This is a genomic window from Altererythrobacter sp. CAU 1644 (assembly GCF_029623755.1).
In the GTDB taxonomy this organism is placed as follows: Bacteria; Pseudomonadota; Alphaproteobacteria; order Sphingomonadales; family Sphingomonadaceae; genus Erythrobacter; species Erythrobacter arenosus.
This window is the reverse complement of record NZ_CP121106.1, coordinates 2979886-3006048: the sequence shown is the minus strand read 5'-3', so window position 1 is coordinate 3006048 and position 26163 is coordinate 2979886. Positions and strand designations below refer to the sequence as shown.

28 protein-coding genes and 1 tRNA gene are annotated in these 26163 nt (G+C 63.1%); 18 read left to right on the top strand and 11 right to left on the bottom strand.

From position 1 onward, the window contains the following. Positions 1-27 precede the first annotated feature (27 nt). Complete coding sequence (gene aroB, locus P7228_RS14945; RefSeq protein WP_278016024.1) at positions 28-1131, bottom strand: 3-dehydroquinate synthase; 1104 nt, start codon at positions 1129-1131, stop codon at positions 28-30. Then, on the bottom strand, positions 1122-1691 hold the full coding sequence (locus P7228_RS14940) for a shikimate kinase (protein ID WP_278016023.1): 570 nt from the start codon (positions 1689-1691) through the stop codon (positions 1122-1124). The genes aroB and P7228_RS14940 overlap by 10 nt, the downstream gene beginning before the upstream one ends. A 223-nt stretch (positions 1692-1914) precedes the next feature. Between P7228_RS14940 and P7228_RS14935 the strand changes: the two genes are divergently transcribed. From P7228_RS14935 to P7228_RS14920, 4 genes are all read left to right on the top strand, one after another. Further along, positions 1915-3753: a hypothetical protein gene (locus P7228_RS14935; protein WP_278016022.1), complete on the top strand. Its 1839-nt coding sequence runs from the start codon at positions 1915-1917 to the stop codon at positions 3751-3753. Continuing rightward, complete coding sequence (locus tag P7228_RS14930; protein WP_278016021.1) at positions 3753-4631, top strand: tyrosine recombinase; 879 nt, start codon at positions 3753-3755, stop codon at positions 4629-4631. Before P7228_RS14935 ends, P7228_RS14930 begins: the two co-directional genes overlap by 1 nt. 9 nt (positions 4632-4640) lie before the next feature. Then, on the top strand, positions 4641-5588 hold the full coding sequence (locus P7228_RS14925) for an acetyl-CoA carboxylase carboxyltransferase subunit alpha (protein WP_278016020.1): 948 nt from the start codon (positions 4641-4643) through the stop codon (positions 5586-5588). Positions 5589-5695: 107 nt separating this feature from the next. Continuing rightward, a complete protein-coding gene (locus P7228_RS14920) occupies positions 5696-7171 on the top strand; it encodes a M48 family metalloprotease (RefSeq protein ID WP_278016019.1) in 1476 nt (491 codons plus the stop codon). Between the two features lie 100 nt (positions 7172-7271). Here P7228_RS14920 and P7228_RS14915 read toward each other — a convergent pair whose 3' ends face one another. Together P7228_RS14915 and P7228_RS14910 are read right to left on the bottom strand one after the other, a co-directional pair. Then, positions 7272-7451 carry a Flp family type IVb pilin gene (locus tag P7228_RS14915; protein ID WP_278016018.1) on the bottom strand — a complete coding sequence of 60 codons (180 nt, stop codon included), beginning with the start codon at positions 7449-7451 and terminating at the stop codon, positions 7272-7274. 118 nt (positions 7452-7569) lie between these two features. Next, on the bottom strand, positions 7570-7755 hold the full coding sequence (locus P7228_RS14910; RefSeq protein WP_278017787.1) for a Flp family type IVb pilin: 186 nt from the start codon (positions 7753-7755) through the stop codon (positions 7570-7572). A 117-nt stretch (positions 7756-7872) separates the two neighbouring features. Between P7228_RS14910 and P7228_RS14905 the strand changes: the two genes are divergently transcribed. Both P7228_RS14905 and P7228_RS14900 read left to right on the top strand, forming a co-directional pair. Beyond that, positions 7873-8268: a (deoxy)nucleoside triphosphate pyrophosphohydrolase gene (locus P7228_RS14905; RefSeq protein ID WP_347402864.1), complete on the top strand. Its 396-nt coding sequence runs from the start codon at positions 7873-7875 to the stop codon at positions 8266-8268. 46 nt (positions 8269-8314) lie between these two features. Next, positions 8315-8391 (top strand) — tRNA-Arg (locus tag P7228_RS14900). A gap of 54 nt (positions 8392-8445) precedes the next feature. On the opposite strand, the gene P7228_RS14895 is transcribed toward P7228_RS14900, so the two are convergent. After that, a complete protein-coding gene (locus P7228_RS14895; RefSeq protein WP_278016016.1) occupies positions 8446-8847 on the bottom strand; it encodes a metallopeptidase family protein in 402 nt (133 codons plus the stop codon). Positions 8848-8947: 100 nt separating this feature from the next. Here P7228_RS14895 and P7228_RS14890 point away from each other — a divergent pair, with 100 nt between their 5' ends. The 4 genes from P7228_RS14890 to P7228_RS14875 are packed head-to-tail and all read left to right on the top strand — an operon-like array spanning position 8948 to position 12247. Continuing rightward, positions 8948-9439 carry a hemerythrin domain-containing protein gene (locus tag P7228_RS14890; protein ID WP_278016015.1) on the top strand — a complete coding sequence of 164 codons (492 nt, stop codon included), beginning with the start codon at positions 8948-8950 and terminating at the stop codon, positions 9437-9439. Positions 9440-9462: 23 nt separating this feature from the next. Next, complete coding sequence (locus P7228_RS14885) at positions 9463-10986, top strand: phospholipase D-like domain-containing protein (RefSeq protein ID WP_347402846.1); 1524 nt, start codon at positions 9463-9465, stop codon at positions 10984-10986. Between the two features lie 4 nt (positions 10987-10990). Continuing rightward, positions 10991-11599, top strand: coding sequence for a GTP cyclohydrolase I FolE (folE, locus tag P7228_RS14880; protein ID WP_278016014.1), 609 nt, complete (start codon positions 10991-10993; stop codon positions 11597-11599). Between the two features lie 48 nt (positions 11600-11647). Then, positions 11648-12247, top strand: a complete 600-nt coding sequence (locus P7228_RS14875) for a hypothetical protein (RefSeq protein ID WP_278016013.1) — start codon at positions 11648-11650, stop codon at positions 12245-12247. Here the strand turns inward: P7228_RS14875 and P7228_RS14870 are convergent. Further along, positions 12244-12741 (bottom strand): DUF2165 domain-containing protein, encoded by a 498-nt coding sequence (locus tag P7228_RS14870; RefSeq protein WP_278016012.1) that lies wholly within the window; start codon positions 12739-12741, stop codon positions 12244-12246. The two genes, P7228_RS14875 and P7228_RS14870, sit on opposite strands and share 4 nt — an antisense overlap. Before the next feature lie 117 nt (positions 12742-12858). Between P7228_RS14870 and ligA the strand changes: the two genes are divergently transcribed. Together ligA and P7228_RS14860 are read left to right on the top strand one after the other, a co-directional pair. Next, entirely contained in the window at positions 12859-14907 is a 2049-nt protein-coding gene (gene ligA / locus P7228_RS14865; protein WP_278016011.1) for an NAD-dependent DNA ligase LigA, read from the top strand. A 1-nt stretch (position 14908) separates the two neighbouring features. Next, positions 14909-15400, top strand: coding sequence for a CinA family protein (locus tag P7228_RS14860; RefSeq protein WP_278016010.1), 492 nt, complete (start codon positions 14909-14911; stop codon positions 15398-15400). Here P7228_RS14860 and P7228_RS14855 read toward each other — a convergent pair. Genes P7228_RS14855 through P7228_RS14840 form a run of 4 tightly spaced genes read right to left on the bottom strand, consistent with a single transcriptional unit; the run spans position 15397 to position 18559 of the window. Further along, positions 15397-16092 (bottom strand): DUF2459 domain-containing protein, encoded by a 696-nt coding sequence (locus tag P7228_RS14855; RefSeq protein WP_278016009.1) that lies wholly within the window; start codon positions 16090-16092, stop codon positions 15397-15399. The genes P7228_RS14860 and P7228_RS14855 overlap by 4 nt on opposite strands. Further along, positions 16065-16976, bottom strand: a complete 912-nt coding sequence (locus P7228_RS14850) for a 50S ribosomal protein L11 methyltransferase (protein WP_278016008.1) — start codon at positions 16974-16976, stop codon at positions 16065-16067. Before P7228_RS14850 ends, P7228_RS14855 begins: the two co-directional genes overlap by 28 nt. Continuing rightward, entirely contained in the window at positions 16966-17859 is an 894-nt protein-coding gene (gene bla, locus P7228_RS14845) for a subclass B3 metallo-beta-lactamase (protein WP_278016007.1), read from the bottom strand. The genes P7228_RS14850 and bla overlap by 11 nt, the downstream gene beginning before the upstream one ends. Further along, on the bottom strand, positions 17849-18559 hold the full coding sequence (locus tag P7228_RS14840; protein ID WP_278016006.1) for an SDR family NAD(P)-dependent oxidoreductase: 711 nt from the start codon (positions 18557-18559) through the stop codon (positions 17849-17851). Before P7228_RS14840 ends, bla begins: the two co-directional genes overlap by 11 nt. A 107-nt stretch (positions 18560-18666) precedes the next feature. On the opposite strand from P7228_RS14840, the gene sdhC reads away from it, so the two are divergent. The 6 genes from sdhC (at position 18667) to P7228_RS14810 (ending at position 24488) form a co-directional block, all read left to right on the top strand. Continuing rightward, complete coding sequence (sdhC, locus tag P7228_RS14835; RefSeq protein WP_278016005.1) at positions 18667-19047, top strand: succinate dehydrogenase, cytochrome b556 subunit; 381 nt, start codon at positions 18667-18669, stop codon at positions 19045-19047. A gap of 11 nt (positions 19048-19058) precedes the next feature. Next, a complete protein-coding gene (gene sdhD / locus P7228_RS14830) occupies positions 19059-19445 on the top strand; it encodes a succinate dehydrogenase, hydrophobic membrane anchor protein (RefSeq protein ID WP_278016004.1) in 387 nt (128 codons plus the stop codon). Next, positions 19445-21268 carry a succinate dehydrogenase flavoprotein subunit gene (sdhA, locus tag P7228_RS14825; protein WP_278016003.1) on the top strand — a complete coding sequence of 608 codons (1824 nt, stop codon included), beginning with the start codon at positions 19445-19447 and terminating at the stop codon, positions 21266-21268. The genes sdhD and sdhA overlap by 1 nt, the downstream gene beginning before the upstream one ends. Further along, a complete protein-coding gene (locus P7228_RS14820; RefSeq protein ID WP_278016002.1) occupies positions 21268-22575 on the top strand; it encodes a M20/M25/M40 family metallo-hydrolase in 1308 nt (435 codons plus the stop codon). Before sdhA ends, P7228_RS14820 begins: the two co-directional genes overlap by 1 nt. An 11-nt stretch (positions 22576-22586) precedes the next feature. Then, positions 22587-23453 (top strand): glycoside hydrolase, encoded by an 867-nt coding sequence (locus P7228_RS14815; RefSeq protein ID WP_278016001.1) that lies wholly within the window; start codon positions 22587-22589, stop codon positions 23451-23453. Positions 23454-23525: 72 nt separating this feature from the next. Continuing rightward, positions 23526-24488: a C13 family peptidase gene (locus P7228_RS14810; protein WP_278016000.1), complete on the top strand. Its 963-nt coding sequence runs from the start codon at positions 23526-23528 to the stop codon at positions 24486-24488. Here the strand turns inward: P7228_RS14810 and P7228_RS14805 are convergent, their stop codons facing one another. Continuing rightward, entirely contained in the window at positions 24489-25937 is a 1449-nt protein-coding gene (locus P7228_RS14805; RefSeq protein ID WP_278015999.1) for an esterase-like activity of phytase family protein, read from the bottom strand. It lies immediately after the preceding gene. Positions 25938-26163 lie beyond the last annotated feature (226 nt).

Sequence of the window (26163 nt, the reverse complement as noted above, 5' to 3'; positions counted from 1 at the left end):
CAGCCGGAGTCTCGCCCGAAACTCGACCTATCCCAACTGTTCATCGAGAAACTCAGCAACGTCGGCCAGTTCGACATCGCGCGCCATGAATGCGTCACCGATCCCGCGCAGCAAGATGAAGGGCAGGGTGCCTCCATCCATCTTCTTGTCGTGCAACATGTGGTCGGCGAGTTTGCGACCGTCGCAATCGAGATCCAGCGTGCGAATCTCCGTCGGCAGGCCGACAGCAGCGATCGCTCCGGCTACCCGATCGGCGTCGCTGTCAGAAATCAGGTTGCGCCGCGCAGAGTATCGCGCCGCCAGTACCATGCCGAGCGCTACACCCTCGCCGTGGAGCAGCCGATCTGAAAAGCCGGTCTCCGCCTCGAGCGCATGGCCGAACGTATGCCCGAGGTTGAGCAGCGCGCGCGTGCCCGAGGTTTCGCGCTCGTCCTCTGCGACGATGCGCGCCTTGGCGGCGACACTGGTCGCCACAGCGTGTTCGAGCGCCTCGGATTCGCGGGCAAGGACGGATTTGCCGTGCCCCGCAAGCCAATCGAAGAACGCGGAGTCACCAAGGACGCCATACTTGATCACTTCCGCATATCCCGCGCGCATCTCGCGATCGGGCAGGGTGTCGAGCGTCGTGAGATCCGCCAGCACCAAGCTTGGCTGGTGGAAGGCTCCGATCAGGTTCTTCCCAGCGCCAGCGTTGATCGCGGTCTTGCCGCCGACCGAACTGTCGACCTGCGCCAGCAGCGTAGTGGGAAGCTGGATGAAGCCGCAACCGCGCTTGAGGACCGCGCAAGCGAATCCGGTCAGGTCGCCAATCACGCCGCCGCCCAATGCGATCACGTGATCGCCGCGCTCGACACCCTGCTCGAGTAGCCAGTCGATCAGCCGTTCGAGACCCTGCCAGCTCTTTGCGCCTTCGCCCGGGTCAACCACATGCCAAACCGCTTCCTTGTCCGCTCTCGCCAGCGCGCTTTCGACCGGCTCGCGCCAGTGTCTTGCGACATTGACATCGGTCACGATCGGGACGCGGTCCTTGCGCAGCAATTCGCCGCACTCGCTCGCCAGATTGTCGAGCAGGCCGCGCGCGATACGCACCTCATAGCTTCGGCCAGCCAGTTCGACCGGGATCACAGCCATGCGTCGATTGCCTCCAATATCTTCATCGCCGTTTCCACATGCGGCCCGTCCTCGCTCACCACGCGGATCTGCGCCTGCGAATAGGCTGGCTTTCGTTCGGCAAGCAGCCGCGTCAGGATTTCGTGCGGATCACCGTTCTTGAGGAGCGGGCGCGTGTTGCGCCTGCCAGTGCGTTCGACCAGCGTGTCGACATCGCAGTCGATCCACACGGCAAGTCCACGTTCGAGAATCAGCCCGCGGGTCTCATCATTGACGAACGCCCCGCCACCGGTAGCGATCACGCCCGAATGCTCGTCGAGAAGTCGGGAGATCACGCGTCGCTCGCCGTCGCGGAAGTAGCTTTCGCCGAACTCTTCGAAAATCTCGGAGACGCTGCGCTGGGCCGCTGCTTCGATCTCCTCATCCGCATCGACGAAGCCGCGCCCCAGCAGGTGGGCGAGCTTCCTCCCGACAGTCGATTTGCCCACTCCCATGAGCCCGACCAGCACCACCGGACGATCGAGATGCCGCGCAATCCGCGCGATATCCGCATCGCCAAGGCTGGTCGTATCTTCGGTCATTGCCCCCTCGCCTATAGATGGGGTAGTGCCCGCGCAATATGGCTCGCAAGCAACCCCGCATTCTGCCCATGGAAGGTATGGCTCGGCCGCGGCGCGGACGCAGGCGGCTTTTGGTTTGGGCGGCGATAGGGATAGTTGCCGTGCTCGGTCTGGCTTGGTTCGATGGCGGGGAGGAACCGATTCACCCCGTCTCGGTCGAAATTCCGCTTCCGGAGGGACGTTGATGAAGTTTTGGCAGTGGACGGGCGCGGCGGTTCTCGCGCTTGGGACGAGCCTGGCGGTGGCGCAGGATGCGCCCGAATCGCTGCTCCCACCGGGGTTCGATGACCCGGCTCCGGCGCCGACGCCCGCTCCGCGCCCCAGCGCAGCGCCCGTACAGCCGGCGCCGAGCGGTCCGAACACCGGATCGACCGCCAGCCCCGTCATTCAGCCTGTCCCGGGATCGGCGGCACCACTTCCGAGCATGGAGGGGGTCGACTTGTCGCGGCTTCCCTCGCTGGAACAGCTCGAGGCGATGACGCCTGACGAGCTAGACGAGTTGCTTGGGCTCAAGCCAAAGTTCGACATACCGCCGGCAGCGCGTCGCTCGCTGGAGCGGGTGGGCGTACTTGCACCTTCGGAAGGCGGCTTGCCGACGGGCTCGCTGGCCAACCAACCAGCTTCGCTGGTTCGTGCGGCGCTGGCCGGGACGAAGTCACCGATGGTTTCCCGCTGGGGACACATCCTGCTCCGCCGCTCGCTGGCCAGTCGGCTGGAGGCGCCTGCGGGAATGAATCCGGTCGAGTTCGCGGCCCTGCGCGCCAAGGTGCTCAATGCTATGGGCGAGCACGCCGTTGCTCGAGCAATTGTGCAGGATGTCGACACCAGCAATTGGGACGAAAGCCTCACCGACGCGGCGCTCAACGCCTATATCGGGACAGCCGACGTCACCGGAGCATGTCCGATCGTCCGGCTCGGCGGATCGGATCGTGACGACCAGCAGTGGACGATGTTGCAGGCAATCTGCGGTGCCTATGCGGGCGAGGGGACGCAGGCTGGCCGGCAGCTTGATCGCATCCTTGGCGCAGGCAAGTCGCCGCGTATCGATGTCTTGCTGGCCCAGCGCTTTGCCGGGGCAGCGGGACGCGGTCGGCGCGCGGTGCAGATCGAATGGGAAGGGGTGGACGAGCTCAACCCGTGGCGCTTTGCGCTCGCCAATGCGGTAGGCGAGGAAATCCCCGAATCGCTCCGGAACGATGTGACGCCATATTACCAGCGCATCTGGGCTGTTTCTCCGATGCTCCCTTTGCCGGTGCGCGCCCAAGGTGCAGACCGGGCCGCGCGCGAGGGTATTCTCTCTTCGGCCGCCATCGTCAGCCTCTACAGCCAGATCTACGCCGACGATTCGATCACCGGCGATGTCGCTTTCACCGCCTCACGCCTGCGCGAAGCCTATGTCGCGCCCGATCCGGCCGACCGACTGGCCGCCATGCGGGATGTCTGGGGCGGTAGCGAGGCCGACTACGGTCGCTATGTCCTTACCGCCTATGCCGCTGCGCGCCTTACCCCCAGCGAAAGCTTCGCAGACGACGCGGGCGTGCTGATCGCCTCCATGCTTGCAGCGGGGCTCGACCGCGACGCAGCAGCTTGGGGCAACACGGTCGAGGCGGGTAGCCTCGGTTGGGCGCAACTCACACTGGCACGTCCGGGCCGGGGGCAGATTGCGCGCGGCGCGATCGACAGCTTCATCGACGATGACAACAGCACCGACCAGCGCAAATCGCGCTTTCTCGTCGCTGCGCTGGCCGGTCTTGGGCGCGCCGATAGCGGCGACATTTCCGACTTCGCGGGGCGGCTCGAGATGAGCCTGTCGCGGCAGAATCGCTGGAGTCGCACGATTTCCCAAGCTGCCGAGGTCGAAAACCAGGCGTTGGTCGCGATGTTGGCAGGGCTGGGCATGCAGGGAGACAGTTGGGAGCGGATGACGCCGCTCCACCTCTATCACATTGTATCGGCGCTCAACCGCGTTGGGCTCGAAGCCGAGGCACGGATGATCGCCGCGGAGGCGGTCGCGCGCGGCTGATGTCCGCCGCAACCGAAGCGTTTCTTGACATGCTGGCGGCAGAGCGCGGCGCAGCGGCAAACACGCTTGCGGCTTATCGCCGCGACCTGGACCATGCGGAAGAAGCGATCGGCGATCTCGCAGCGGCGGACCGCGACGAGGTTGCCCGGCTGGCGATGGTCTGGGCGAGCCTCGCGCCGTCGACTGTTGCGCGGAAAAGTTCTGCCCTGCGCCAGTTCTTCGGCTTCGCGGTGGACGAGGGCTGGCGAAAGGACGATCCCTCTGGGGCTTTGCCGCGGCCGCCAGCGCGCCGACCGCTCCCGAAAATCCTGTCCCATGATGCCGTAGATCGGCTGTTCGAGCGGGCCGAACTCGAAGCCGAAAGCGATACGCCGGTCGCGATACGGCAGCTCGCTCTACTCGAGCTGCTTTACGGGTCGGGTCTGCGCGCGACGGAACTTGTATCCCTGCCGCTCTCAGCTGTCCCGCGCGATGCGCCGCTGTTGACCGTGATGGGCAAGGGCGGGCAGGCGCGAATGGTGCCGGTCAGCGAACGCGCCCGTGAGGCATTGTCGCGCTGGATCGCTGTCCGGACGGAGAAATCGCGATACCTGTTTCCTTCCCGCTCGAAACATCTGACGCGTGTGCGTCTGTTCCAGATACTCAAGGAATTGGCGGTGAGAGCCGATGTCGCTCCGGAATCGGTCAGCCCACATGTCTTGCGCCACGCCTTTGCCACCCATCTGCTCGAGGGCGGGGCGGACCTCCGTGTCCTCCAGACGCTGCTCGGTCATGCCGACATTTCGACCACCCAGATCTACACCCATGTCGATGCCGCACGCTTGGTCCAGCTGGTGAATACGCGCCATCCTCTTGCCCGCAGCGCCACATCGGACTAGCGGGGCGCGATGAACTCTTATCTCGATTTCGAGAAGCCCGTCGCCCAGCTCGACGAGCGCATCGCCGAACTTCGCGCTGCCGCCGAAGGTGACGATGTCGACATCACCGCAGAACTAAAGCGTCTTGAAACGAAGAGCGCCGATCTGCTGGCGAGCACCTATGCCTCGCTCACGCCGTGGCAGAAAACGCAGGTCGCCCGCCATCCGCAACGCCCGCATTTCCGCGACTTCGTCAAGCATGCGTTCGACGAGTTCGTCCCGCTCGGCGGTGATCGCTATTATGGTGAGGACGAGGCGATCCTAGGGGGCTTTGCCACGCTCAAGGGGCGCAAGGTCGTGCTGATTGGGCATGAGAAGGGCAACGACACCGAAAGCCGCCTGCGGCACAATTTCGGGATGGGCAAGCCAGAGGGCTATCGCAAGGCAATCCGCTTGATGGAGCTGGCCGGCCGCTTTGGCCTGCCCGTAGTGACGCTGGTCGACACCTCGGGCGCGTTTCCGGGCATCGAAGCGGAAGAACGCGGGCAAGCGGAAGCAATCGCGCGCTCGACCGAAGCTTGCCTGGCGCTGCCTGTCCCGATGGTCGCAACGATCGTGGGCGAGGGCGGTTCGGGCGGCGCGGTGGCGCTGGCCAGCGCCGAACGCGTGCTAATGCTCGAACACGCGGTCTATTCGGTGATTTCACCGGAAGGCTGCGCGTCGATCCTGTGGCGTACCGCAGAGAAGGCGCCTGATGCGGCCGAAGCGATGAAGGTCACAGCCCAGCACCTCAAGCGACTGGGCGTGATCGATCGGATTATCCAGGAGCCGGTGGGCGGGGCCCATCGCGACCCCGAAGCGACCGCCGAGGCACTCGGTTCGGCCATTCTGGAAGAGATCGACGCATTGGCGGACCTCCCGCCCGAGACGCTCAAGCGGATGCGCGAGGAGCGGTTCTTGCAGATCGGGACGAATTGACCCCCTGATTCTTTGGGAACATCGTCAAACGCCAAGGGTTTGCCTGACTGAGAGTTCTGCAGCGAGCGGTGGGCGCTGAGCTAATAAAGTCAGGAGGACGCATCCCAATGCCATTCACCAGAAAATCGCTTGCCCTCGCGGCTGTCGCACCGCTCAGCCTGGCCCTGACCGGCTGCATGGGCGGTGAAATTCCCAGCGCCTCGGCCCCCATCACGCAATCCGAAGCGCAGCAAGGGGCCGAAGCGCATCCGCAGTTGCTCGCCGAATTCGGCGGGGCGATGACTGGCTCGCACGCCGATTACGTCGCCAGCGTCGGCAAGAACATTGCAGTCCAGTCAGGCCTCGGTAACGCGCGCGATTCCTTCACCGTGTCGCTGCTCAACAGCTCGGTGAACAACGCTTTCGCTATTCCCGGCGGGTACATTTACACCACGCGCCAGCTGGTCGCCTTGATGGACAACGAGGCCGAGCTGGCCGGTGTCTTGGGCCATGAAGTCGGCCACGTGGCCGCGCGCCACTCGCAGCGGCGCCAGCAAGCAGCACAGCGTAACACCCTGCTCGGCGCAGCCGGTGCGATCCTTTCGGGCATCCTGCTCGGCAACAGCGGGCTGGGCCAGCAATTGGGCCAGACATTCCTGCAAGGTTCGCAGCTGCTGACACTGAAGTTCTCGCGCTCGCAGGAACTGCAGGCTGACGAACTCGGCATCCAGTATCTCGACACGGCGGGTTATGACCCGCGGGCGATGGGGACCGTCTTGCAGAGTCTTGCTGCCCAAAACGCGCTCGAAGCGCAGCTGCAGGGCCGAAACAACGCGACCATCCCCGAGTGGGCTTCAACCCACCCCGATCCGGCGAGCCGCGTGCAGAGCGCTCTCAGCAAGGCGCAACCGCTAGGGACCGGCGTCACCAACCAGGATACTTTCCTGAGCCGCATCGACGGTCTGATGTATGGTGATGATCCCAAGCAGGGCGTGATCGAGGGCAACCAGTTCATCCATCCGGATATGCGGTTGGCCTTCAGCGCTCCTTCGGGCTTCTACATGGTCAACGGCACGCGCGCGGTCAGCATCAATGGCCAGGCCGGCAAGGCACAGCTTACGCTGGCCCAATATGGCGGGAATCTCGAAACCTATGTGCGCCAGCAGTTTTCTGCACTTGGCGGCGAACAGCAGCGGCTCGAACCCCAGACGCTGCAGCGCACGACGGTAAACGGTATTCCGGCAGCCTATGGCACGGCGCGGGTCAACAATGGCCAGAGCCAGGTCGATGTGGTCGTCTTCGCCTATGAGTTCGCGAATGACCGCGCCTACCACTTCGTGGCGATCACCCCCGCTGGGCGGTCGAACGTGTTTTCAGGCATGTTCAATTCGATGCGGCGCATCTCGTCGAGCGAAGCTTCGGCGATCGTTCCGCGTCAGATCGATGTAGTGACGGTGCGGAGCGGCGATACGGTAGCCTCACTGGCGCAGCGCATGGCCTATTCCAATGGCCAGGAAGCCCGCTTCCGGGTGCTCAATTCGCTCGGGTCGAATGACACCGTGCGGGCCGGGCAGAAGGTGAAGATCGTCGTCCGCGGACGGTGATCCACCTGCCCTGACAATTCAGGCGCTCCGATCTGGAGCGCCCAAACGAAAAACGGCGGGGCTGGGCCCCGCCGTTCTCCTTTTACGACTGACGCGTTTCTTACGAAACGGTGTTCGACTCGCTCAGCTTGGTCGAAACGGTCGAGAAGGTCGTCTGCAGCTCGTTACCGAGGCTCTGCATGGCAGTGATCGCAGCAACGGCGATCAGCGCAGCAATCAGACCGTATTCGATGGCGGTCGCGCCCTGCTCGTCACGGAGCAGCTTGTTGATGAACTTCATGTGTAGTCTCCTGGTTCAGTCTTCGGTACCCGTGCCCGCCCGTGAAAACCCGAACAGACAATTTCCTCGATAATTCGTAGGCCTTGAGAAATTCCTAATTGCGGACCTTTCAAAAACCTTACGAAGTCTGGTCTTGCATCGAGGTTGTGACCTTGTTGGTGACCACCGCCCAAAGACCGGTGTTCTCGTCGGCTACGCTTTCAAGTGCACCGATGGAGGCGATCACGACCAAGCTCGCGATCAGGCCGTATTCGACCGCGGTGGCGCCCGATTTGTCGTTTCCGATACGTTTCAGAAAGCTCATCAAAATCATGGAAACACCCGTTTATACGTTCCTGACAGCTTCGGATTTTCCGGCGAACGGGTTAAGATTTGGTTGAAAGGGCTGCGTGACTTGAAAAATATCCCGACATGGCGGCTGGTGGTCGCGGGCGCCCTGAACGATGGCGATGGACGTTGGCTGATGCACCGCCGACCGTTTCACAAGCATCACGGCGGGCTGTGGGAATTCCCCGGTGGCAAGGTCGAAAACGGCGAAAATCCGCCCTTTGCGCTAATTCGCGAGCTGGAGGAGGAGCTGGGAATTTCGATCGAGGCCGACGACCTGGTGCCGTCACGTTTTGCGCATGAATGCAGTCAGGTTGCCGAGAATCCGATTGTCATCCTGCTTTACAGAATTGCTGTTTGGGCAGGAATTCCGGCTGCACTGGAGGGCGGCGAGATCGGCTGGTTCACTCCGCAAGAGATTGCCGCGCTCGACAAGCCGCCGCTTGACATCGCGCTTGCCGACCGTTTGTTCGAAAAAGAGGCGCGATAGGGATTGCCAAGCAGGACAAGCCTGCCTATGTGCCGCCCCTCACCGCGCGCCAGTAGCTCAGCTGGATAGAGTACCTGACTACGAATCAGGCGGTCGGAGGTTCGAATCCTTCCTGGCGCGCCAAGTAAGGGGCTGGCCCATCGGGCCGGCCCTTTATTTGTTGAGGTGTCGACCTCTTCAGTCGTCTGCCTGGTCCTCGAGCGCGTGCATGTCATCGTCGGAGAAACCGAAATGATGACCGGCTTCGTGCACCACGACATGGCGAACGAGTTCTTCCAGTCCGACTCCGGATTGGCGCATCTCGGCGAGGAGCGGCTGACGAAAAAGGTAGATCGCGGGAGGCAGGGTGCCCGATTCCCAGATCGACTGGTCCGGCAGCGGTCGCCCCTCGTAAAGTCCGCTCAGTTCCCACTTGTCAGACAGGCCGACGGATTCGAGCTGCTCGCGGGTCGCAAACTCTTCCACTTTGGTGACGATGTCGCCGAGCTGCTGACGGAATTCCACGGGCATGCCGTCGAGCGCAGCCTGCGCGAGGGCCTCGAAGGTTTCGCGCGAGGGTGGGTTAAAGTTGCCTCTCATGCAGGTCATATGGGAACTGCGACGGGCTGCGCCAAGATTATGGAACCGCGGGACCTGCCAACTGTTGGATATGAAAGAGCTTTCAGGAGAATGATCCCCCATGTCCGACAACACCCAGATTTTCGACCGTCTCAAGCAGGATCACGACAAGCATCGTGATCTGCTCGACAAGATCGGTGAGACCAGCGGCGACAGCGAAGAGCGCAATCGACTCTTCACCGAACTGACCAAGGAACTGAAGGGCCACGCCGCAGCGGAAGAGCAGGCGCTCTATTCAACCATGCTGCGCAAGCCGCCGACGACCGACGAGACCCGGCACTCCGTGGCCGAGCATCATGAGATCGACGAAATGCTCAACGACCTTGCGGCGACCGACATGTCGTCGGGGGCCTGGCTGCAGAAGTTCAAGGAATTCGACCACCGCTATCGGCACCATATCGAGGAAGAAGAAGACGAGCATTTCCCCGATTTCGCCGAGCACCTGACCGACGAGGACACCGAACATATGGAAAAGGTGTTCGAACGTCGCAAACAGGAAGAGAAGGCAGAAGCCGAAGTGACGCCTGAGAAGAAGGAGGACGCGAAGGAATAGCTTCGCGTCCGGGGGAGGGGCCCTTGCGCACAGAAACTTCAGTCGATGACGAATACGACGACAAGTCGACCGAGCCGCACGTCTGGCGCTATGCCAAGGCCACGCGTGCCTCGGTCATTGTCGATGCCGATGACTACTTCCGATTGATGCAGAAGGCGCTGTGCAAGGCGAGGCAGCGCGCACTGCTGATCGGCTGGGATTTCGACACTCGCATCCATCTCGATTTCGGCCGCCGGTGGTGGGACAAGCTTCGTTCGCGCGAGAATCCGTCGCGGCTCGGCAGCTTCATCGTCTGGCTTACCCGCCATAACAAGAACCTTGAGGTCAGGATCCTGCGCTGGGGCTATGGCGTGCTCAAGTTCCTGACGCGTGGTTCCATGACGCTCGACCTCCTGCGCTGGTGGCCCCACCGCCGGATCGATTTCGAGTTCGACACGTCGCATCCGGTTGGTGCGAGCCACCACCAGAAGATCGTGATCATCGACGATCACCTCGCGGTCTGTGGCGGCATCGACATGACCACCCAGCGGTGGGACACGCGCGAGCACAAGGAAGTAGAGCCGCGCCGCAAGCGTCCGCGAGGCCTCAAATACGGCCCGTGGCACGATGCGACCATGATGATCGAGGGAGACGCCGCGCGATCATTGCGGGCCCTGGGGGAAGAACGCTGGCGCAGGGCCGACGGCCCCGAATTGAAGCCGGTGGAACGCTGTGAAGATTCGGCTTGGCCCGATGAGCTTGAAGCGCAGTTCGAGAATGTCGAAATCGGTATTGCGCGCACGCGGGGCGCGTTCGGCGATGTCGAAGAAGTGATGGAAATTGCGAAGCTGTTCGAGAAGCAGATCGCCGAATGCGAACACTTCATTTACGCGGAAAGCCAGTACTTCGCCTCGCGTCGGATTGCCGATGCATTGTGCAAGCGACTGAGCGAACCCAACCCGCCCGAAGTGCTGATCGTGCACCCCGAGCACGCCGATGGCTGGCTCGAACAGCAGGCGATGGACCATGCACGAGGGGAGCTAGTGCGGACCCTGGGCGAGGTCGATCCCGCCAACCGGTTCAATCTCTATGTGCCGTTCACCGGCGAGACGCCGATCTACGTCCACGCCAAGATCATGATCGTCGACGACAAGATCCTGCGGATCGGTTCGGCCAACATGAACAATCGGTCGTTGGGCCTCGACAGCGAATGCGACGTGTTCATCGATGCACGGCGGGCAGGGAACGAACACGCTGCCGAGCAGATCGCACGGGTGCGCTATTCGCTGCTCGCCGAACATTGCGGCCTGGACGAGGAAGCAGTGCCGGGCCTGATCTCGCGCTACGGATCGATGTCGAACATGATCGAGAACATCGGTAACGAGCGTTCGCGCACCTTGCGCCGCTTCGAACTCGAAGAGGTCAATGCGGCTCAGGAGACCATTGCCGAATCCGGGCTCCTCGATCCCGAAACGCCCGACGAGCTGTTCGAGCCATTTGCAAAGGGCGGACTTTTCCGCAAAGGAAGCCGCCTCGAACGCATTCGGAAGCGGCTAAAAGGAAAATAACCGCATGAGCAGCCTGGTGGGGCCCGACGAAGACAACCCGGTCGGGAAACCGCCCGTACCCGAGCATGTGCAGGACGCGATCCGCACGCTGATCGAATGGGCCGGCGACGATCCAAGTCGCGAAGGCCTTCTCGATACGCCGGCGCGCGTAGCGCGGGCGTGGAAGGAATATTGCGTCGGGTATGAGGAAGATCCTGCGATCCATCTCTCGCGCATTTTCGAGGAAGTCGGCGGCTATGACGAGATCGTGCTGCTCAAGGACATACCCTTCCAGTCGCATTGCGAACACCACATGGCTCCGATCATCGGCAAGGCGGCGATCGCATATTTGCCTAAGGATCATGTCGTCGGGATTTCGAAGCTCGCGCGCGTGCTGCATGGCTTTGCGCGGCGGTTGCAGATCCAGGAGCGCCTGACCGCCGAGGTTGCGCAGTGCATCTGGGATCATCTCGAGCCAAAAGGCGTAGCGGTGGTCATCGACGCGTCGCATGCCTGCATGACCGCGCGCGGCGTACGCACGCCAGGTGTGAGCATGGTGACGAGCCAGATGATGGGCGTATTCCTCGAGGATCAGCGTAGCCGCAAGGAAGTTCTGAGCCTTATGGGCTATTGATTCGAGCTGGCTACTCGCGAGGCGCCCGGAGTTTCGGGGCGTCGAGCAATGGCGCACAATCTTCGATTCTTCGGCACCTTAGGACGCCATTCGCGTTTATCCTGCGCGATGCCCTTTCGATCCAACCTCCCGCTGATTTTGGCCGCCACTTCCCTCGGGGCGTGCGTGGCCCCGTCGACCACTGAGCCCGTGGCCGATCCGCCGCTGGAAACGGAACTCCCGTCCGTCGGCAGCTACACCACGGAACTGCCCGATACCCCGGGCATGGCTTTGTTACAGAACCTGCTCGACGAGCAGTTCGCCAATCCCGACCGCTATGCGACAACATGCGCGACCATCGTCAACGACAACGCACGGACCGAAGCTTTGCCCGAGGAAGTGGCGTTGGCGCTGATCGAACGCTACCCTGAGCTCGCGCCATTCGCACGCTGCGTGTGGAAAGACGACGCCATGGTCGTAGACGCAATCACCGGCGAGCGTGCGGTGATCTACTCGGTCCGACGCATCACCTGCCAAGCAAAGGACGATTGCCTTGCCTGGGGCGGTTGGGTTACCGCCAATCTCGACGCGGAAGCATGGGAATATCGGCTGCGCCGGGTCGACGGCAAATGGTTGGCCGAGCGCACCGGCAATGGTGTGATTTCTTAGGCGGCGACTTCGCTTTCCTTCTGGCCCAGATAGATCAGGACTAGCAGGCCCCAGACGCTGAACTTGAACGCATCGGCCAGCGATCCTGCGCCGATCTCGCTCTGCCACATCTGGTAACCAGCGCCGCCGATTACCCCGAAAAATCCGAACCATACGATCACGGCAAGGCCCGCGCCGAGCTTGGCAGTGCCCTTGGCCGCTTCGAACCCGGCAGCGTCTGCCCCGCGCGCCTGCCACAGCTTCCATGCGCCGAGGAGGCAGATAAGGCCGGTGGCGATCTCGAACAGGAAGATGATCCACGCCATCACGGGTACCATTCCGCCGGCAATGGCTGGCAAGAGGTTGTTGTCGAACACCGCGTTGTTCTCGAGGCTCAGCACATAGCCGACTGCGCCATAGGCCTCGTTGATGTTCATGATGTTGTGGATGACGTAGAGCAGCGCCATCAGCCCCAGCGCACCGACGAACGCGGTCTTCAGGTAACGGTCGATCATCACTTTCTCCCCCAAATGAAAGCGGACCCGTTTGCGGGGCACTTTTCCCGGTGCCCTGGCTCATGCATAGCTTGGCTTATGGGAATCGATCAATCTCGGGCCAGCGACCCTGTGGACATGAGCGAGGCGGAAGCGGCCAACGAGCTGATGCGGCTTGCAAAGGAAATTGCGCGCCACGACCGGCTCTACCACGCCGAGGATACGCCCGAGATCACCGATCCCGAGTATGACGCGCTGGTCCGCCGCAATGCGGCACTGGAAGCCGCGTTTCCGCATCTGGTGCGCGACGACAGCCCGTCGAAGAAGGTCGGTCACGCCATCGCCGCCTCGCCGCTCAGCAAGGTGACGCACGAGGTTCGCATGATGAGCCTCGACAATGCCTTCAGCGCCGAGGAGGTCGAGGATTGGGTCGCGCGGATGAAGCGCTTCCTCTCGCTGCCCGAAGGCGAAGCTGTGGCGATCACGGCCGAGGACAAGATCGACGGCCTCTCGTGCTCGCTGCGCTACGAGAAGGGTATGCTGGTCCGCGCTGCCACCCGCGGCGACGGACAGGTGGGCGAGGATGTGACGCCCAATGTCGCGCATATTGCCGATATCCCGCAGCAACTCCCCGACGAAGTGCCCGATGTTTTCGAAGTGCGCGGCGAGGTCTATATGGAGCGCGCCGCCTTCGCCGAGCTCAACCGGCGACAGGAGGAGGAAGGCGGCAAGCTGCTCGCCAATCCCCGCAACGCCGCGGCGGGCTCGCTGAGGCAGAAGGATGCGAGCGTGACGGCGCAGCGGCCATTGCGCTTCTGGGCGCATGGCTGGGGCGCCGCGAGCGCGCTTCCGGGCGAAACGCAGCATGACGTCGTGAAGCAGCTGGCCGAATGGGGGTTTGCGGTCTCGCCGCTGTTCAAGCTGTGCGAGGATGTGGCTGGCCTGCTCGCGCATTATGGCGCCATCGCGGCGGCGCGCCCCGATCTGCCCTATGAAATCGACGGGGTCGTCTACAAGATCGATCGGCTCGACTGGCAGCAGCGGCTCGGCTTCGTGGCGAAAGCGCCGCGCTGGGCGCTGGCGCACAAGTTTCCCGCCGAACGCGCTGAAACTACTCTGGAAGCGATCGACATCCAGGTCGGTCGCACCGGCAAGCTCACCCCGGTGGGCCGCTTGGCACCGGTTCTTGTCGGCGGTGTTACGGTCACCAACGTAACCCTGCACAATCGCGACGAAATCGCACGGCTGGGCGTGAGGCCCGGCGACCGGGTGGTGGTCCAACGGGCTGGCGACGTTATTCCACAGCTTGTGGATAACCTCACCCGTGAGGCCCCACGCGAACCCTTTTTGTTCCCTGAAAGCTGCCCCGAATGTGGATCGGAGGCTGTTTCGGAAGAGGGCGAGGTCGATGTGCGCTGCGCAGGCGGTCTCATATGCCCCGCACAACGCACTGAAAGACTGAAACATTTCGTCAGCCGCAAGGCGCTCGACATCGAGGGTTTGGGCGAGAAAACGATCGACCAGTTTTTCGCGCTGGGCTGGCTTGAAAGCCCGGCCGATATCTTCCGTTTGCGTGAGCGGAAGGACGAGATTTTGGCCCTCGAAGGATGGCAGGACAAGTCTGTGGATAACCTGTTGGCTTCGATCGAGGCCAAACGCTCACCAGACGCCGCCAGGCTGCTGTTCGGATTGGGCATTCGCCATGTCGGCGAAGTCACCGCGCGCGACCTGATGAAGAACTTCCATGAACTGCCCGCGCTGCGCGATATCGCGGAGCGTGCCAGGGCAGGCGAAGAAGAAGCTGCCGCCGAAATCACCTCGATCGATGGTGTCGGTCCCACAGTGGCGGAGGCGCTGGGGGACTTCTTCCACGAAGAACACAATGTCGCGGTGTGGGAAGACTTGCTGAGCCAGGTCACGCCGCCGCCCTACATTGTCGAAACGCTCGATAGCCCGGTCGCGGGCAAGACCGTGGTTTTTACCGGGAAGCTCGAGACGATGAGCCGCGACGAGGCCAAGGCCCAGGCCGAGCGGCTGGGAGCCAAAGCCGCGGGCAGCGTCTCCGCCAAGACTGACTTGTTGGTCGCCGGCCCCGGCGCAGGCAGCAAGCTCAAGAAGGCGCAGGAATTGGGCATCGAGGTGATCGACGAGGCTGGCTGGGCCGAAATCGTGGCGGCGGCGGGGTAGGGTGCTCGCCGAGCTTCACCCCCAAGCTATTCGCATCGCAACCCTCTTGCGCGAACGCGGTGAGAAGATCGCCGTTGCGGACGGGGCGACCGGCGGCATGATCGCCGCTTCATTGCTTACCGTGCCGGGCGCGCTCGATTTCTTCGTCGGGGGCGGGGTCGTCTATTCCTTCCGCGCCCGCGACGTCCTCTTCGACCTGCCGCGCGAAGCCTACAAAGGCATGCGGGGCGCGAGCGAGGACTACGCGCTGCTGCAGGCACGCGCGATCCGCGACAACTTCGGGGCAGAATGGGGCATTGCCGAGAGCGGATCGGTTGGCGGATCGACGCACCCTAGCGGGGCCCCCGCCGGCAGTAGTTGTGCGGCAGTCGTCGGGCCGGACGGGTTCGAGTTCGTCTGCGTGACCGAGACTGGCAGCGATGACCGTATCGCCAACATGAAGGCCTTCACTTGCGCAGCCTTGCAGACGCTTGAAGACGCACTGTCGACCTAGCTCGACGGAGCAGGCACCCATTTCATTACCCCGCCGGTCATCGGCGTCCACCACCCGGTCTTGACGCCCGCTGCGGCGAGTGTGTCGCTAGTCCATTGGTTGCAGGTTTTTCCGAGGTGATAGGTCCCCGGCGCGTCGTAGAACACGTCCCATTCGGCATAGCCGGGATATGTCTTGCGCGCTGCCGGAGCGAGGATGGCGTGTTCGATCTCCGCCACTAATCTGGCATACTGGGCTTCGGTCAACCGCAGCGGACGAAAGTCATCGCTGGGAGCGGGCCGGACGTAATGCGCCACATGCAGCAGGCTGTCGCCGCCAGTTGCCGCTCCGAGCGCCGTCGACAGGGTGAGATCGGCCCAGGTCGGCGTGTTCAGAAACACTTCGCGCTCGCCCCAGCTTACCGCGACATGCGTGTAGGGGCGGTAGGCTGCGGGAATGTCGGAGGTGGGGAAATCCGCGCGCCAGTCTTTCACCGGGGTGACGATCGGCAAGACAAGTTCCGTGTGCACGCCGTTCGTCCCGACCATGATCTCGATTCCGTCAGCGGGCTCTTGCCAGTCGCCATTGCGCGGGATCGATGAACCGATCCATGCCGAAAGGAAGAACAGGGCGGCCAGCGCGACGAGCGCCGCGAGCGGCAGGAGAACGAGGCGCTTCGCCCAGATCAGCGACCCCGCCTCTTCCTCAGCCACAGGATCGACCAGTCGCCATTGACCAGACGCGCTGCGAGCCGGAAGCCCCGCGCCCTGTAGGCCCGCCGGACGCGCGGCTCCTGCGTTTCGAGCAACCCGGCCAGCAGCAAATTGCCGCCCGGAGCAACCGCGTCACCGAATTCCTCGGCCAGTTCAACCAGGGGGCCGGCGAGGATATTGGCGATGAACAGGTCATAGGGGCCGCGCGCCTGTAGCAGCGGATCGGACATGCCGTCGGCGATCACCATAGTCACCGCGCCCGGACGTGCGCCCAACGCCACGCCGTTTAGCGCCGCATTGTCTTCTACTACCTGCGCGCAGACGGGATCGATATCCGAGGCCGTCGCCAGCGCGCTCGGCCACAGTTCGAGCGCGGCGAAGGCGAGCAGTCCGGTTCCGGTACCGATATCGGCGACATTGCGCGCCACCACGCCGCCCTGTTTCATCGCGTCCAGCAGCGCGAGGCAACCAGCGGTGGTCGCATGCTGGCCGGTGCCGAAGGCCTGGCTGGCGGGGATGGCGAAATTGACCACGCCCGGCACCGCCTCGGGCTCGAACTCAGGCGTATGGACGTTGAACCGTCCCGCGCGGATGGGTTCGATGCCCTCCTGGCTCAGCGTCACCCAATCCTCGTCGGGCAGCTTCTCGGCAGTGAAGCGAGGGGCCTTGCTGGCGAAAAGCGCCTTGATTTCCGCACGGTCCCGCGCGGTGGGTTCGCGCGGCAGATAGGCATCGAGACGCCAGTCATCGGGGCGGTCGTCGGAAAGCTCGAATCCCGTCAGGACGATGTCCGGATCCCAGTCGAGCACGTCCTCTTGGGCGACCAACGCGTCGCGGATAAGCGGTTTCGGGCCGAAAGCAGTGAGTTTCCAGCTACTCGGCACCGACCTCGTCCGAAAGTCGTTTCGCCAGCCGCGCTTCGACGCCGCTCGCGTAGCTGCGGCAGCCAGCCTTGTCGACGAGACCGTCTTCGTCTTGCATCCGTGCGAGCATTTGGCTGGCGGAAGGGTGCGGCGTGATCACGATGTCGCAAGGCAAATCGGCCAAGGCCTTCAGGCCTGCGCGGTAGCTTTCGATGTACTCGGGGTGATCGCCGTAGCGATATGTTTCACTGCTCACCGGTGACAGGCTGTCGGCATAGACCAAGACCTTGCAATCGGTTTTCTCGCAGCTCCACCAACTCCAGCTGAGCGCGCCCGAGGTATGGCCGGGGGTCGTCAGCGGCAGCAGTGCAATCTTGCCGAGCGAGACCGCCTCGAAGCTGCGCACCTTGCGGGCGACCGTGATCGGCTCGAATCCGCCTTCCATGCCGTATTGTGGATCGTCAGGCTGAACTTCGCCGCTCTCCAGGGCTTTGGCCGCGCCGTGCGATGCCACGAGCTGCGCGCCGGACTTGCGCTGGAGATAGGCAAGACCGCCGACATGGTCGAAATGCTCATGGCTGTGGAGCAGGGTCTTCACGTCTTCGATGCGATAGCCGAGCTGCCGGATGCTGGCCTCGACCAGCGGGCCGCCGCCGCGCGATCCGCCGTCGATCAGCACATGCCCGTCTTCGCCCGTGATCAGGATCGCCGCGATCCCGCAGGTACCGACGTAATAGCTGTTACCATAGATGCGAAAGGGTGGGGCGGGCTTTTCCCACTCGTCCCAATCCTCGCAGGTGTCGAGAAACGCCTGCCGATCTTGGGCGACCGACCGCGCCTCTGTGTCGACGCTTGCGCAGCCTGCCAACATCATGGCGGCAAGAGGAATCAGTCTAGCGAACATAGCTTGCGCCATTGGCATCGATCACCGCGCCCGTCATGCTTTCCGGTGCATCCAGAGCACAAAAAGTGATGATGGCGGCGATCTCCTCCGGTTCGGCGACGCGCCCCAGTGGGATGTCGCGCAGCAGGTCCGCCCCGCCACGGCTGGCAAGGTAATCTCCCGCCATTGCAGTGTCGGTGAAGCCGGGGGTGATCGCGTAGCTGACGATGCCCTCGCTCCCATAGCCGCGTGCGATGGTCTTGTGCATCGCAACCATGCCCCCCTTGGCCGCGGCATAGTGCCAGTGCGCGGGCGAATCGCCGCGATAGCCGGCGCGGCTGGCGACATGGACGATCCGTCCCTTGCGCCCGGTCTCCAGCCAGTGCCGGATCGCGAAGCGGCTCAACTGCGCTGCGGCCGTGAGGTTGATCCGCAGAGTCGATTCCCAATTGTCGAGCCATTCGATGTCGGAAGCATCAATCGGGTTGGCGTCGAACAGCCCGGCATTGTTCACCAGCACGTCGATCTCGCCGCCAGCACGGTCGAGCGCCTCCTCCCACAGCAATTGCGGGGCCGATGGGTCCGTGAAATCGGCGGCAATGGTGCGCGGGTCGTTCGCACTGGTGGCATGGCCGATGACGCGGGCGCCCCGCGCGGACAAGGCCTTGCCTGCTGCGGCGCCGATTCCCCGGCTCGATCCGGTAAGGAGGATGCATGTCATGCATCCATCTATCCGAAACTTTGCATGCGAAGTCGAGCGGCAGCGCCTTGCGCCGCGCTGTGAGAGCGCTAAGGGGAGGGCACAAAGCGATTATCCGGAAATTCGACATGGCGAACAGACCTCTCTCACCGCACCTGCAGATATGGAAATGGGGCCCGCACATGCTGGTCTCGATTCTCCACCGCCTGACCGGCGATGGAATGGCGCTGGTGGGCCTGGCGGTGCTCGTGTGGTGGCTCGGCGCGCTGGCGAGCGGGCCGGAGGCTTACGCCGATTTCGCAATTCTCGCCTCTTCACCGGTGGGCTACGTCGTGCTGGTTGGCCTGTCCTGGGCCTTTTTTACGCACTTGATGAGCGGACTGAGGCACTTCGTACTGGATATCGGTGCGGGCTATGAGCTCGATACCAACAAGATGTGGTCGATCGCTTCGCCGATCATCGCGATCCTCCTAACTGCGGGCTTCTGGGCCCTGATCCTGACCAAGTAAGGCAGCAAGCAATGGGTAACGGAACCTCCATCGGGAAGGTGCGCGGGCTGGGCTCGGCGCACGAGGGCGCGCATCACTGGCTATTGCAGCGCTTTACCGCCGTCGGCAATCTGGTGCTGATGCTGTGGCTCGCCACTAGCTTCGTGCTGCTTCCCAACATGAGCTACGAGACGGTTAGCGGCTGGCTCTCGCAGCCCCTGCCGGCAACCGCCATGGTGCTGCTGATCGTCAGCACTTTCTGGCATGCGCGGCTCGGCCTGCAGGTGCTGATAGAGGATTACGTCCACAACGCCGGCACCAAATTCGGCGTCATAACGCTGCTCAATCTCGCGGTGATCGGCGGCGGAGCATTCGCCGTCTTCAGTGTCGTACGCCTTGCCCTGGGAGGAGCCGCGTAATGGTCGACACCTCTGCCTACAAGATAATCGACCACACCTATGACGTGGTGGTCGTTGGTGCGGGCGGCTCGGGCCTGCGCGCGACCATGGGCGCGGCCGAAGCAGGTTTGCGCACCGCCAATATCTCCAAGGTATTCCCGACCCGCAGCCACACCGTGGCGGCGCAGGGCGGCATCGCTGCCTCGCTCGGCAATAATACGCCCGACCACTGGACCTGGCACATGTACGACACCGTCAAGGGGTCGGACTGGCTGGGTGACCAGGACGCGATCGAATATCTCGCGCGCGAAGCTCCAGCAGCGGTTTACGAGCTCGAACACGCAGGCGTGCCCTTCAGCCGCAATGCTGACGGAACGATCTACCAGCGTCCCTTCGGCGGGCACATGCAGAACATGGGCGAAGGCCCGCCGGTCCAGCGCACCGCGGCGGCTGCCGACCGTACCGGACATGCCATGCTGCACGCGCTCTACCAGCAGAGCCTGAAGTACGACGCGGACTTCTTCATCGAGTACTTCGCGCTCGACCTGATCATGTCGGGCGAGGGTGCCAACAAGAAATGCGTCGGCGTGATGGCCATGTGCCTCGACGACGGCACCATCCACCGCTTCCGCGCCCAAGCCGTGGTGCTGGCCACGGGCGGCTACGGCCGCTGCTATTTCACTGCGACGTCGGCCCACACTTGCACCGGCGACGGTGGCGGCATGGTGCTGCGCGCCGGGCTGCCGCTGCAGGACATGGAATTCGTCCAGTTCCACCCGACCGGAATCTACGGCGCTGGCGTACTCATAACCGAGGGTGCGCGCGGCGAGGGCGGCTACCTCACCAACTCCGAGGGCGAGCGCTTCATGGAGCGCTATGCTCCGAGCGCCAAGGACCTTGCCAGCCGCGACGTCGTATCGCGTTCGATGGCGCTGGAAATGCGCGAAGGGCGCGGTGTCGGACCGGACGGCGACCACATCTACCTGCACCTCGATCACATCGATCCCAAGGTGCTGGCCGAACGCCTTCCGGGCATCACCGAAAGCGGCAAGATCTTTGCCGGGGTCGACCTGACGCGCGAACCGCTGCCGGTGACGCCGACCGTCCACTACAACATGGGCGGCATTCCCTGTAATTATCACGGCGAAGTCGTGACCGTCGGGCCGGATGGCAATCCCGATCACGTAGTGCCGGGCCTCTTCGCCGTCGGTGAAGCCGCCTGTGTGTCGGTCCACGGCGCCAACCGCCTTGGCTCGAACTCGCTGATCGACCTCGTGGTGTTCGGCCGCGCAACCGGCCATCGCTTGAACGAGCTGCTGAAGGCGGGTGCCGCGCAAGACGAACTGCCCGCCGACAGCGCCGAGCTTTCGCTCACTCGCCTAGATCACTTCCGCAACGCCCAGGGCGGCTCGCCTACAGCAGCGGTGCGTGAAGAGATGCAGAAGGCGATGCAGAAGCATGCGGCGGTGTTCCGCGACAGCAAGCTGCTTTCGGAAGGGGTCGAAGCGCTTCGCTCGGTCAACAAGCGGATGGAGGACATCCATGTCTCCGACCGCTCGCTGATCTGGAACAGCGACCTCATCGAGACGCTCGAGCTCGACAACCTCATGGCGCAGGCCAATGTCACCATCGCCTCGGCGGAAAACCGCAAGGAAAGCCGCGGCGCGCATGCGCATGAGGACTTCCCCGATCGCGACGACGCCAACTGGATGAAGCATACCGTGGCGTGGTTCGAAGGATGGGGCGGCAATGGCGGGGCGGTAAAGATCGATTATCGTCCGGTACACGAATATACGCTCACCGACGATATCGAGTACATCAAGCCGAAGAAGCGGGTCTACTGATGCGCGGGCTGCCGGGTCTGCTCGCGTTCGCCGCGCTCATCGCAACCCCCGCCGCAGCCCAGCTTTCACCCGCCGAACAGGTGATCGTCGAAACGGTCGAGGCGCATCACGAGGCTGACATCGCGTTGCTCGAGCGTTTGGTGAACCAGAACAGCGGCACGCACAATCATGCGGGCGTGAAGGCGGTAGCCGACATGCTCGCCCCTGAATTCGAAGCGCTCGGCTTCGAGGTCGAGTGGATCGACCAGTCGGCCGCAGGGCGTGCGGGGCATCTCTTCGCGCGCCACGAGGGCAAACCCAGCACCACCAGAATGCTGCTCATCGGGCATCTCGACACCGTGTTCGAGCCAAGCTCGCCGTTCCAGACCTTCGTCCGCGAGGGTGACCGGGGCATCGGCCCGGGCGCCGAGGACATGAAGGGCGGGGACGTGGTCATTCTCGCCGCACTGCGCGCCATGAAGGCGGCCGGAACGCTCCAGGATGCGAATATCGTCGTCGCCATGACGGGGGACGAAGAGGATGCCGGCGATCCCCTCGATGCGGCGCGCGCAGACCTGATAGCGGCCGGCGAGTGGGCTGATGTGGCGCTCGGCTTCGAAGCGCTTGCAAAGATCGACGGGCGCGACATGAGCTCCGTAGCCCGCCGTAGTTCGAATTCGTGGCAGCTCGAGGCCACGGGCAAGACGGGCCATTCCTCCGGGATCTTCCAGGAACAGGTCGGCTATGGCGCTGTCTACGAGATGGCCCGTATCCTGGACGCCTTCCGGCGCAAACTGCCGGAGGAAAACCTCACCTTCAACGTCGGCTTCATGGCGGGCGGCACGCCAGCAGAGGTGGGTGAAGACGGGCTTTCGGCAAGCACGGTCGGCAAGACCAACATCATTCCCTCCAAGGCAGTGGCCAAGGGCGATCTGCGCACCCTGACGCAGGAGCAGACCGATCGCATCGTCGCGGCCATGCAGGCGATAGTCGACCAGAACTTGCCCGGAACCGACGCGACGATCAGCTTCGACTTCCGCTATCCGGCCATGGCGCCAACGCAGGGCAACCGTGACCTGCTGGCGAAGCTGAACGCGATCAATGCCGATCTAGGTCTGGAGCGCATGGAGGAATTTCCGCCGTCGCGGCGAGGCGCCGCCGACATCAGCTTCGTCGCGCCGCTGGTCGGCGCGGCGCTTGCGGGCATGGGGGCTGACGGGGCAGGCGGTCACGCCGAAGGTGAATATGTCGATCTGCCGAGCATGATCCGCCAGGCGCAGCGCGCAGCCATCCTGATGAGCCGCCTGTCGCAAGAGCCGCGCGACTGAGTACGCGAAGGGTGCAAGTTCGCTCTGCGCTCCTGTCCCTGCTTGCGGCCCTGGGCGCCTGCGCCACCACACCAGCCGCGCCGCCCGCAGAACTTCGTGCGGAGCCGTTCTATGCCAAGCATGTCTCGGCAGAGGGTATCCCGATCCTTGCCTCAGCCAAGGTCCCTGACAAGGCCTTGCTGGCAGCGCGCGACATGATTCGCGGGATGCTGTCGTACCGGCCCGATCTCGCCCAATGGCTGGCGGAAAACGATTACCGCGTTGCCATTATCGCCGAGGACGAGGCGCTGCTCGACCTGCCCGACAAGGCGAACTGGCAAAAACCTTCGCGCGACGATCCGCGCCTGACCCGCTGCGAACGCAAGCTGTATGACGAACGCATCGGCATTCTGACGGCGCGCGAATATTGGGACCGCCGGGCGCGCGGCATCGGCGGCGAGCGCACGGCCGGTTCGGAAGAGGATATCCTTGGTTATCGCAGCTCGCGCTATTGGGGCGAGACGATCTTCGTTCACGAATTTGCGCACAACGTGCTGTTCGCGATCGAAGGGGCGGACCCGGCTCTCTACCGCGAGGTCGAGGCGGCCTACGCCAATGCGCTCGCAAATGGTCTGTGGCTGAACGAATACACCACCACGACGGTGCAGGAGTATTGGGCTGAGGGGACGCAGTTCTGGTTCGATTCGAACCGGCTGCAGGCTTTCGACGGGCGGCAAATCCTGGGCCATGAAGACCTGGCTGCCTATGACCCGATGCTCTTTGCGGCACTCAAGCAGGCCTATGGCGACAACCACCGCCTTGGATCGGACCCGTTTTGGATGAGCGAGGCACGGATACCGCCCGGTCCGCTTCCGACAAATACCGCAGAGGTATGCTGAGGGGCTTGACCTGTTCCGCCATGTCGCGGCAGCTTGCGAGTCATGGGAAGGGGTAGGAATCTAGCGCAACTCATGGCCGCCAGTTTCGCGCTGGCAGCCACGCCCTTGGGCGCCAACGATGCACCGCGGCCGATCAACCCGCCGCAGCACACCGAACCCTGGCCGACGCTTTCGACCGGCAAGGATCAGTTCGATCACCTTGCCAGCCTCTCCGAGGGGCCGGAAATGCGGCGGAACATCCCTCCGCGCGAACTGCTGCGCGAACGGCGGCTGCTTGACTCGAAATTGTCCGCACTCGCGCCGCAAAGGCAGGGAACCGTCGATGCCTATGTCGTTGCCATTGCGCTCGATAGCGATCCTGTGTTCGCGCGCGAGGCGCGGGAGGCGGGCCGGGTGCTCGAGCGGCGCTATAATGCCCAGGGGCGAACGCTGGTGCTTGCCGGCCCTGACGGGAAGAGCGCCGACCTGCCGCAAGGATCGGTGACCTCCCTCATGGTGGCGCTTGCGCGGATTGCTGAGCTGATGGACCCCGGCGAGGACGTGCTGGTGCTGTATTCGACCAGCCACGGATTGCCGCAGGGGCTGGCCTATCATTACGGCGATACCGGTTATGGGATTATCTCGCCCCAGCACCTGCGCGACACGCTCACCGAACTCGGGCTGAAGCGCCGTATATTGATGCTGAGTGCGTGCTATTCCGGCGTGTTCGTGCCTTTCCTTGCGACACCCGACAGCGCAATCCTGACTGCCGCGCGCGACGATCGGACCTCATTCGGCTGCGAAGCGGAGAACGACTGGACCTTCTATGGTGATGCGCTGATCAACAATGCGCTGCGCAAGCCACAAAGCCTCGCCGATGCCGCCGCCGAGGCACAGCGGTCGATCGCGGAATGGGAAAGCAGCAAGAAGCTTCTCGCTTCACTGCCGCAGGCCCGGATCGGCCAAGCAGCCGAAACCTGGCTCGCAACTCTCGAGGCGAAAATCCCCTCAGGCTCGACCAAGCCGGTTGGTCGTCCGGCAGTCGCTTCCGACTAGCTACTCGGGTTCGGCCCGCCGTACATTCACGATCGTAACGGGCTCGGCGAGCATCTGCCCCTTCAAGAAGCCTTCGCCTTTGTCGGGGTCGATACGTGTCGCATGGATTGCGTGGACCACATCCATCCCCTCGACGACATAGCCAAATACCGCAAAGCCAGGCCTTTGTGCGGGATCTTCGGCGTCGGGTTGTGCATCGAGGCCGGGCTGGTCCCTGATCATGATCGAGAAATCGCCGGTGGCCGTCCCTGGATCGAAGCGTGCCATCGATAGCGCACCGTCGGTGTGATTGAGTCCCGTCTCATTGGTGGGTTCATGCGCGATCGGGTCGAGTATGCGGTCAGGGTGGTTCTGCGTGCCGCATTGCAGGAATCCTGCGGGCTGCTCTCCACCCGCGACATGCCTCGCGCGGTAGCACTTGGTGCCATCGTAGCGATCTTCGTCGATGTAGCGCAGAAAATTGGAAGCCGTGATCGGCGCCCGCTCGGTTTCAAGCGCAACGGTAATTTCGCCCATCGAGGTTTCGAGGATTACCCTGGTCGTCGCGAACACCTTCTCCGGAATGCCTGGGGCAGAAGCTGCACGCGCGCTAACCTCGAACTTCAGCAGAAGCGTTCTTTGACCGTCGGAAAAATTGTTGTCGGAGATAATGTAGAGGTAGGTTCTCGGACCTTCCTCGCGCACCGCGAGGCCCTCGAAGTTATCGATGCTGAGCGCGCTATCCCAACTGGCCAGCGTTTCGCGATTGCCGTCCGGCCCAATCGCGACAATAGCTGCCCCATTTCCCAACTCGGACGAGTGGCTGCGAAACAGGACATAGCATACACCATTGCTGGCGCAGTCGGCATCGGTCGGTACGCCGCCTCGATCATCGAGCGGGGCGGGTGTCGCAATATCGATTGATTCCAAGCCAGAACTCGATTGGCGGAGGCAGTTCGGTTTCGTGCCTCCGGTACGTTCTGTGCAGGCAAGCCATCCGTCGGGCGTAATGGACAAGGATTCGATACCATTGTTCGAGGCGGCGCCATCGACAAGTCCTTCAACGGCGAGGTCACCTGGCAATGCGCTTTCGCCAAACCCCGGGTAGCGCCACACCCGATGGTTGTGTTCGAAAGACACGAACCAATCGCCTGACGAGCTACGTGTCAGCGCCTCGGCATCCGCGTCTTCCTTCCGCCTTAATTTCTTGCCGCGTTCATCGAGCAATGGGCCGACTTCGATTTCGATCAGATCGACCAGCTTGTCGCGAAATGCCCCGGGAGTCATGATGAGCCATCGGCCATCGTCGCTGACCGCATAGAGCTTGCCGTCCCACCATTCGAGGCCGGAAATTCCGCCGATATCCTCCTCGCCCGGTTCGATCTCCAACCCTCCGCGGTAGGTCAGCTCGCCGAGCTTCAGATTTTCAGGCGCCGCCGGATCAAGCGCTACGGTCAGTGTCTGCGGCATGAAGGGTTCGTTTGCGGCAGCGGGCGTAGTTGGCACCAAAAGCGCGGCTGCAAGCGATATAAGAGGAATGGCTTTCCACGTCATTCGTCCATCCTGATATGTCGTTCGCCGAGAAGCAAGCCAGATGAACATGCGTTCATATAGGCTTCATGTTTACAGGCGTAGTCGAATTGACTACAGCCGTAATCAATAACCCGTTGGGAGGGACTGGTGGCGAAACAGGAAG

Excerpts from the sequence above, each read along its gene's own strand:
- aroB (WP_278016024.1), bottom strand. The coding sequence starts at position 1,131 with ATGGCTGTGATCCCGGTCGAACTGGCTGGCCGAAGCTATGAGGTGCGT.
- P7228_RS14940 (WP_278016023.1), bottom strand. The coding sequence starts at position 1,691 with ATGACCGAAGATACGACCAGCCTTGGCGATGCGGATATCGCGCGGATT.
- P7228_RS14935 (WP_278016022.1), top strand. The coding sequence starts at position 1,915 with ATGAAGTTTTGGCAGTGGACGGGCGCGGCGGTTCTCGCGCTTGGGACG.
- P7228_RS14930 (WP_278016021.1), top strand. The coding sequence starts at position 3,753 with ATGTCCGCCGCAACCGAAGCGTTTCTTGACATGCTGGCGGCAGAGCGC.
- P7228_RS14925 (WP_278016020.1), top strand. The coding sequence starts at position 4,641 with ATGAACTCTTATCTCGATTTCGAGAAGCCCGTCGCCCAGCTCGACGAG.
- P7228_RS14920 (WP_278016019.1), top strand. The coding sequence starts at position 5,696 with ATGCCATTCACCAGAAAATCGCTTGCCCTCGCGGCTGTCGCACCGCTC.
- P7228_RS14915 (WP_278016018.1), bottom strand. The coding sequence starts at position 7,451 with ATGAAGTTCATCAACAAGCTGCTCCGTGACGAGCAGGGCGCGACCGCC.
- P7228_RS14910 (WP_278017787.1), bottom strand. The coding sequence starts at position 7,755 with ATGAGCTTTCTGAAACGTATCGGAAACGACAAATCGGGCGCCACCGCG.
- P7228_RS14895 (WP_278016016.1), bottom strand. The coding sequence starts at position 8,847 with ATGAGAGGCAACTTTAACCCACCCTCGCGCGAAACCTTCGAGGCCCTC.
- P7228_RS14890 (WP_278016015.1), top strand. The coding sequence starts at position 8,948 with ATGTCCGACAACACCCAGATTTTCGACCGTCTCAAGCAGGATCACGAC.
- folE (WP_278016014.1), top strand. The coding sequence starts at position 10,991 with ATGAGCAGCCTGGTGGGGCCCGACGAAGACAACCCGGTCGGGAAACCG.
- P7228_RS14875 (WP_278016013.1), top strand. The coding sequence starts at position 11,648 with ATGGCGCACAATCTTCGATTCTTCGGCACCTTAGGACGCCATTCGCGT.
- P7228_RS14870 (WP_278016012.1), bottom strand. The coding sequence starts at position 12,741 with ATGATCGACCGTTACCTGAAGACCGCGTTCGTCGGTGCGCTGGGGCTG.
- ligA (WP_278016011.1), top strand. The coding sequence starts at position 12,859 with ATGAGCGAGGCGGAAGCGGCCAACGAGCTGATGCGGCTTGCAAAGGAA.
- bla (WP_278016007.1), bottom strand. The coding sequence starts at position 17,859 with ATGTTCGCTAGACTGATTCCTCTTGCCGCCATGATGTTGGCAGGCTGC.
- P7228_RS14840 (WP_278016006.1), bottom strand. The coding sequence starts at position 18,559 with ATGACATGCATCCTCCTTACCGGATCGAGCCGGGGAATCGGCGCCGCA.
- sdhC (WP_278016005.1), top strand. The coding sequence starts at position 18,667 with ATGGCGAACAGACCTCTCTCACCGCACCTGCAGATATGGAAATGGGGC.
- sdhD (WP_278016004.1), top strand. The coding sequence starts at position 19,059 with ATGGGTAACGGAACCTCCATCGGGAAGGTGCGCGGGCTGGGCTCGGCG.
- sdhA (WP_278016003.1), top strand. The coding sequence starts at position 19,445 with ATGGTCGACACCTCTGCCTACAAGATAATCGACCACACCTATGACGTG.
- P7228_RS14820 (WP_278016002.1), top strand. The coding sequence starts at position 21,268 with ATGCGCGGGCTGCCGGGTCTGCTCGCGTTCGCCGCGCTCATCGCAACC.
- P7228_RS14810 (WP_278016000.1), top strand. The coding sequence starts at position 23,526 with ATGGCCGCCAGTTTCGCGCTGGCAGCCACGCCCTTGGGCGCCAACGAT.
- P7228_RS14805 (WP_278015999.1), bottom strand. The coding sequence starts at position 25,937 with ATGCCGCAGACACTGACCGTAGCGCTTGATCCGGCGGCGCCTGAAAAT.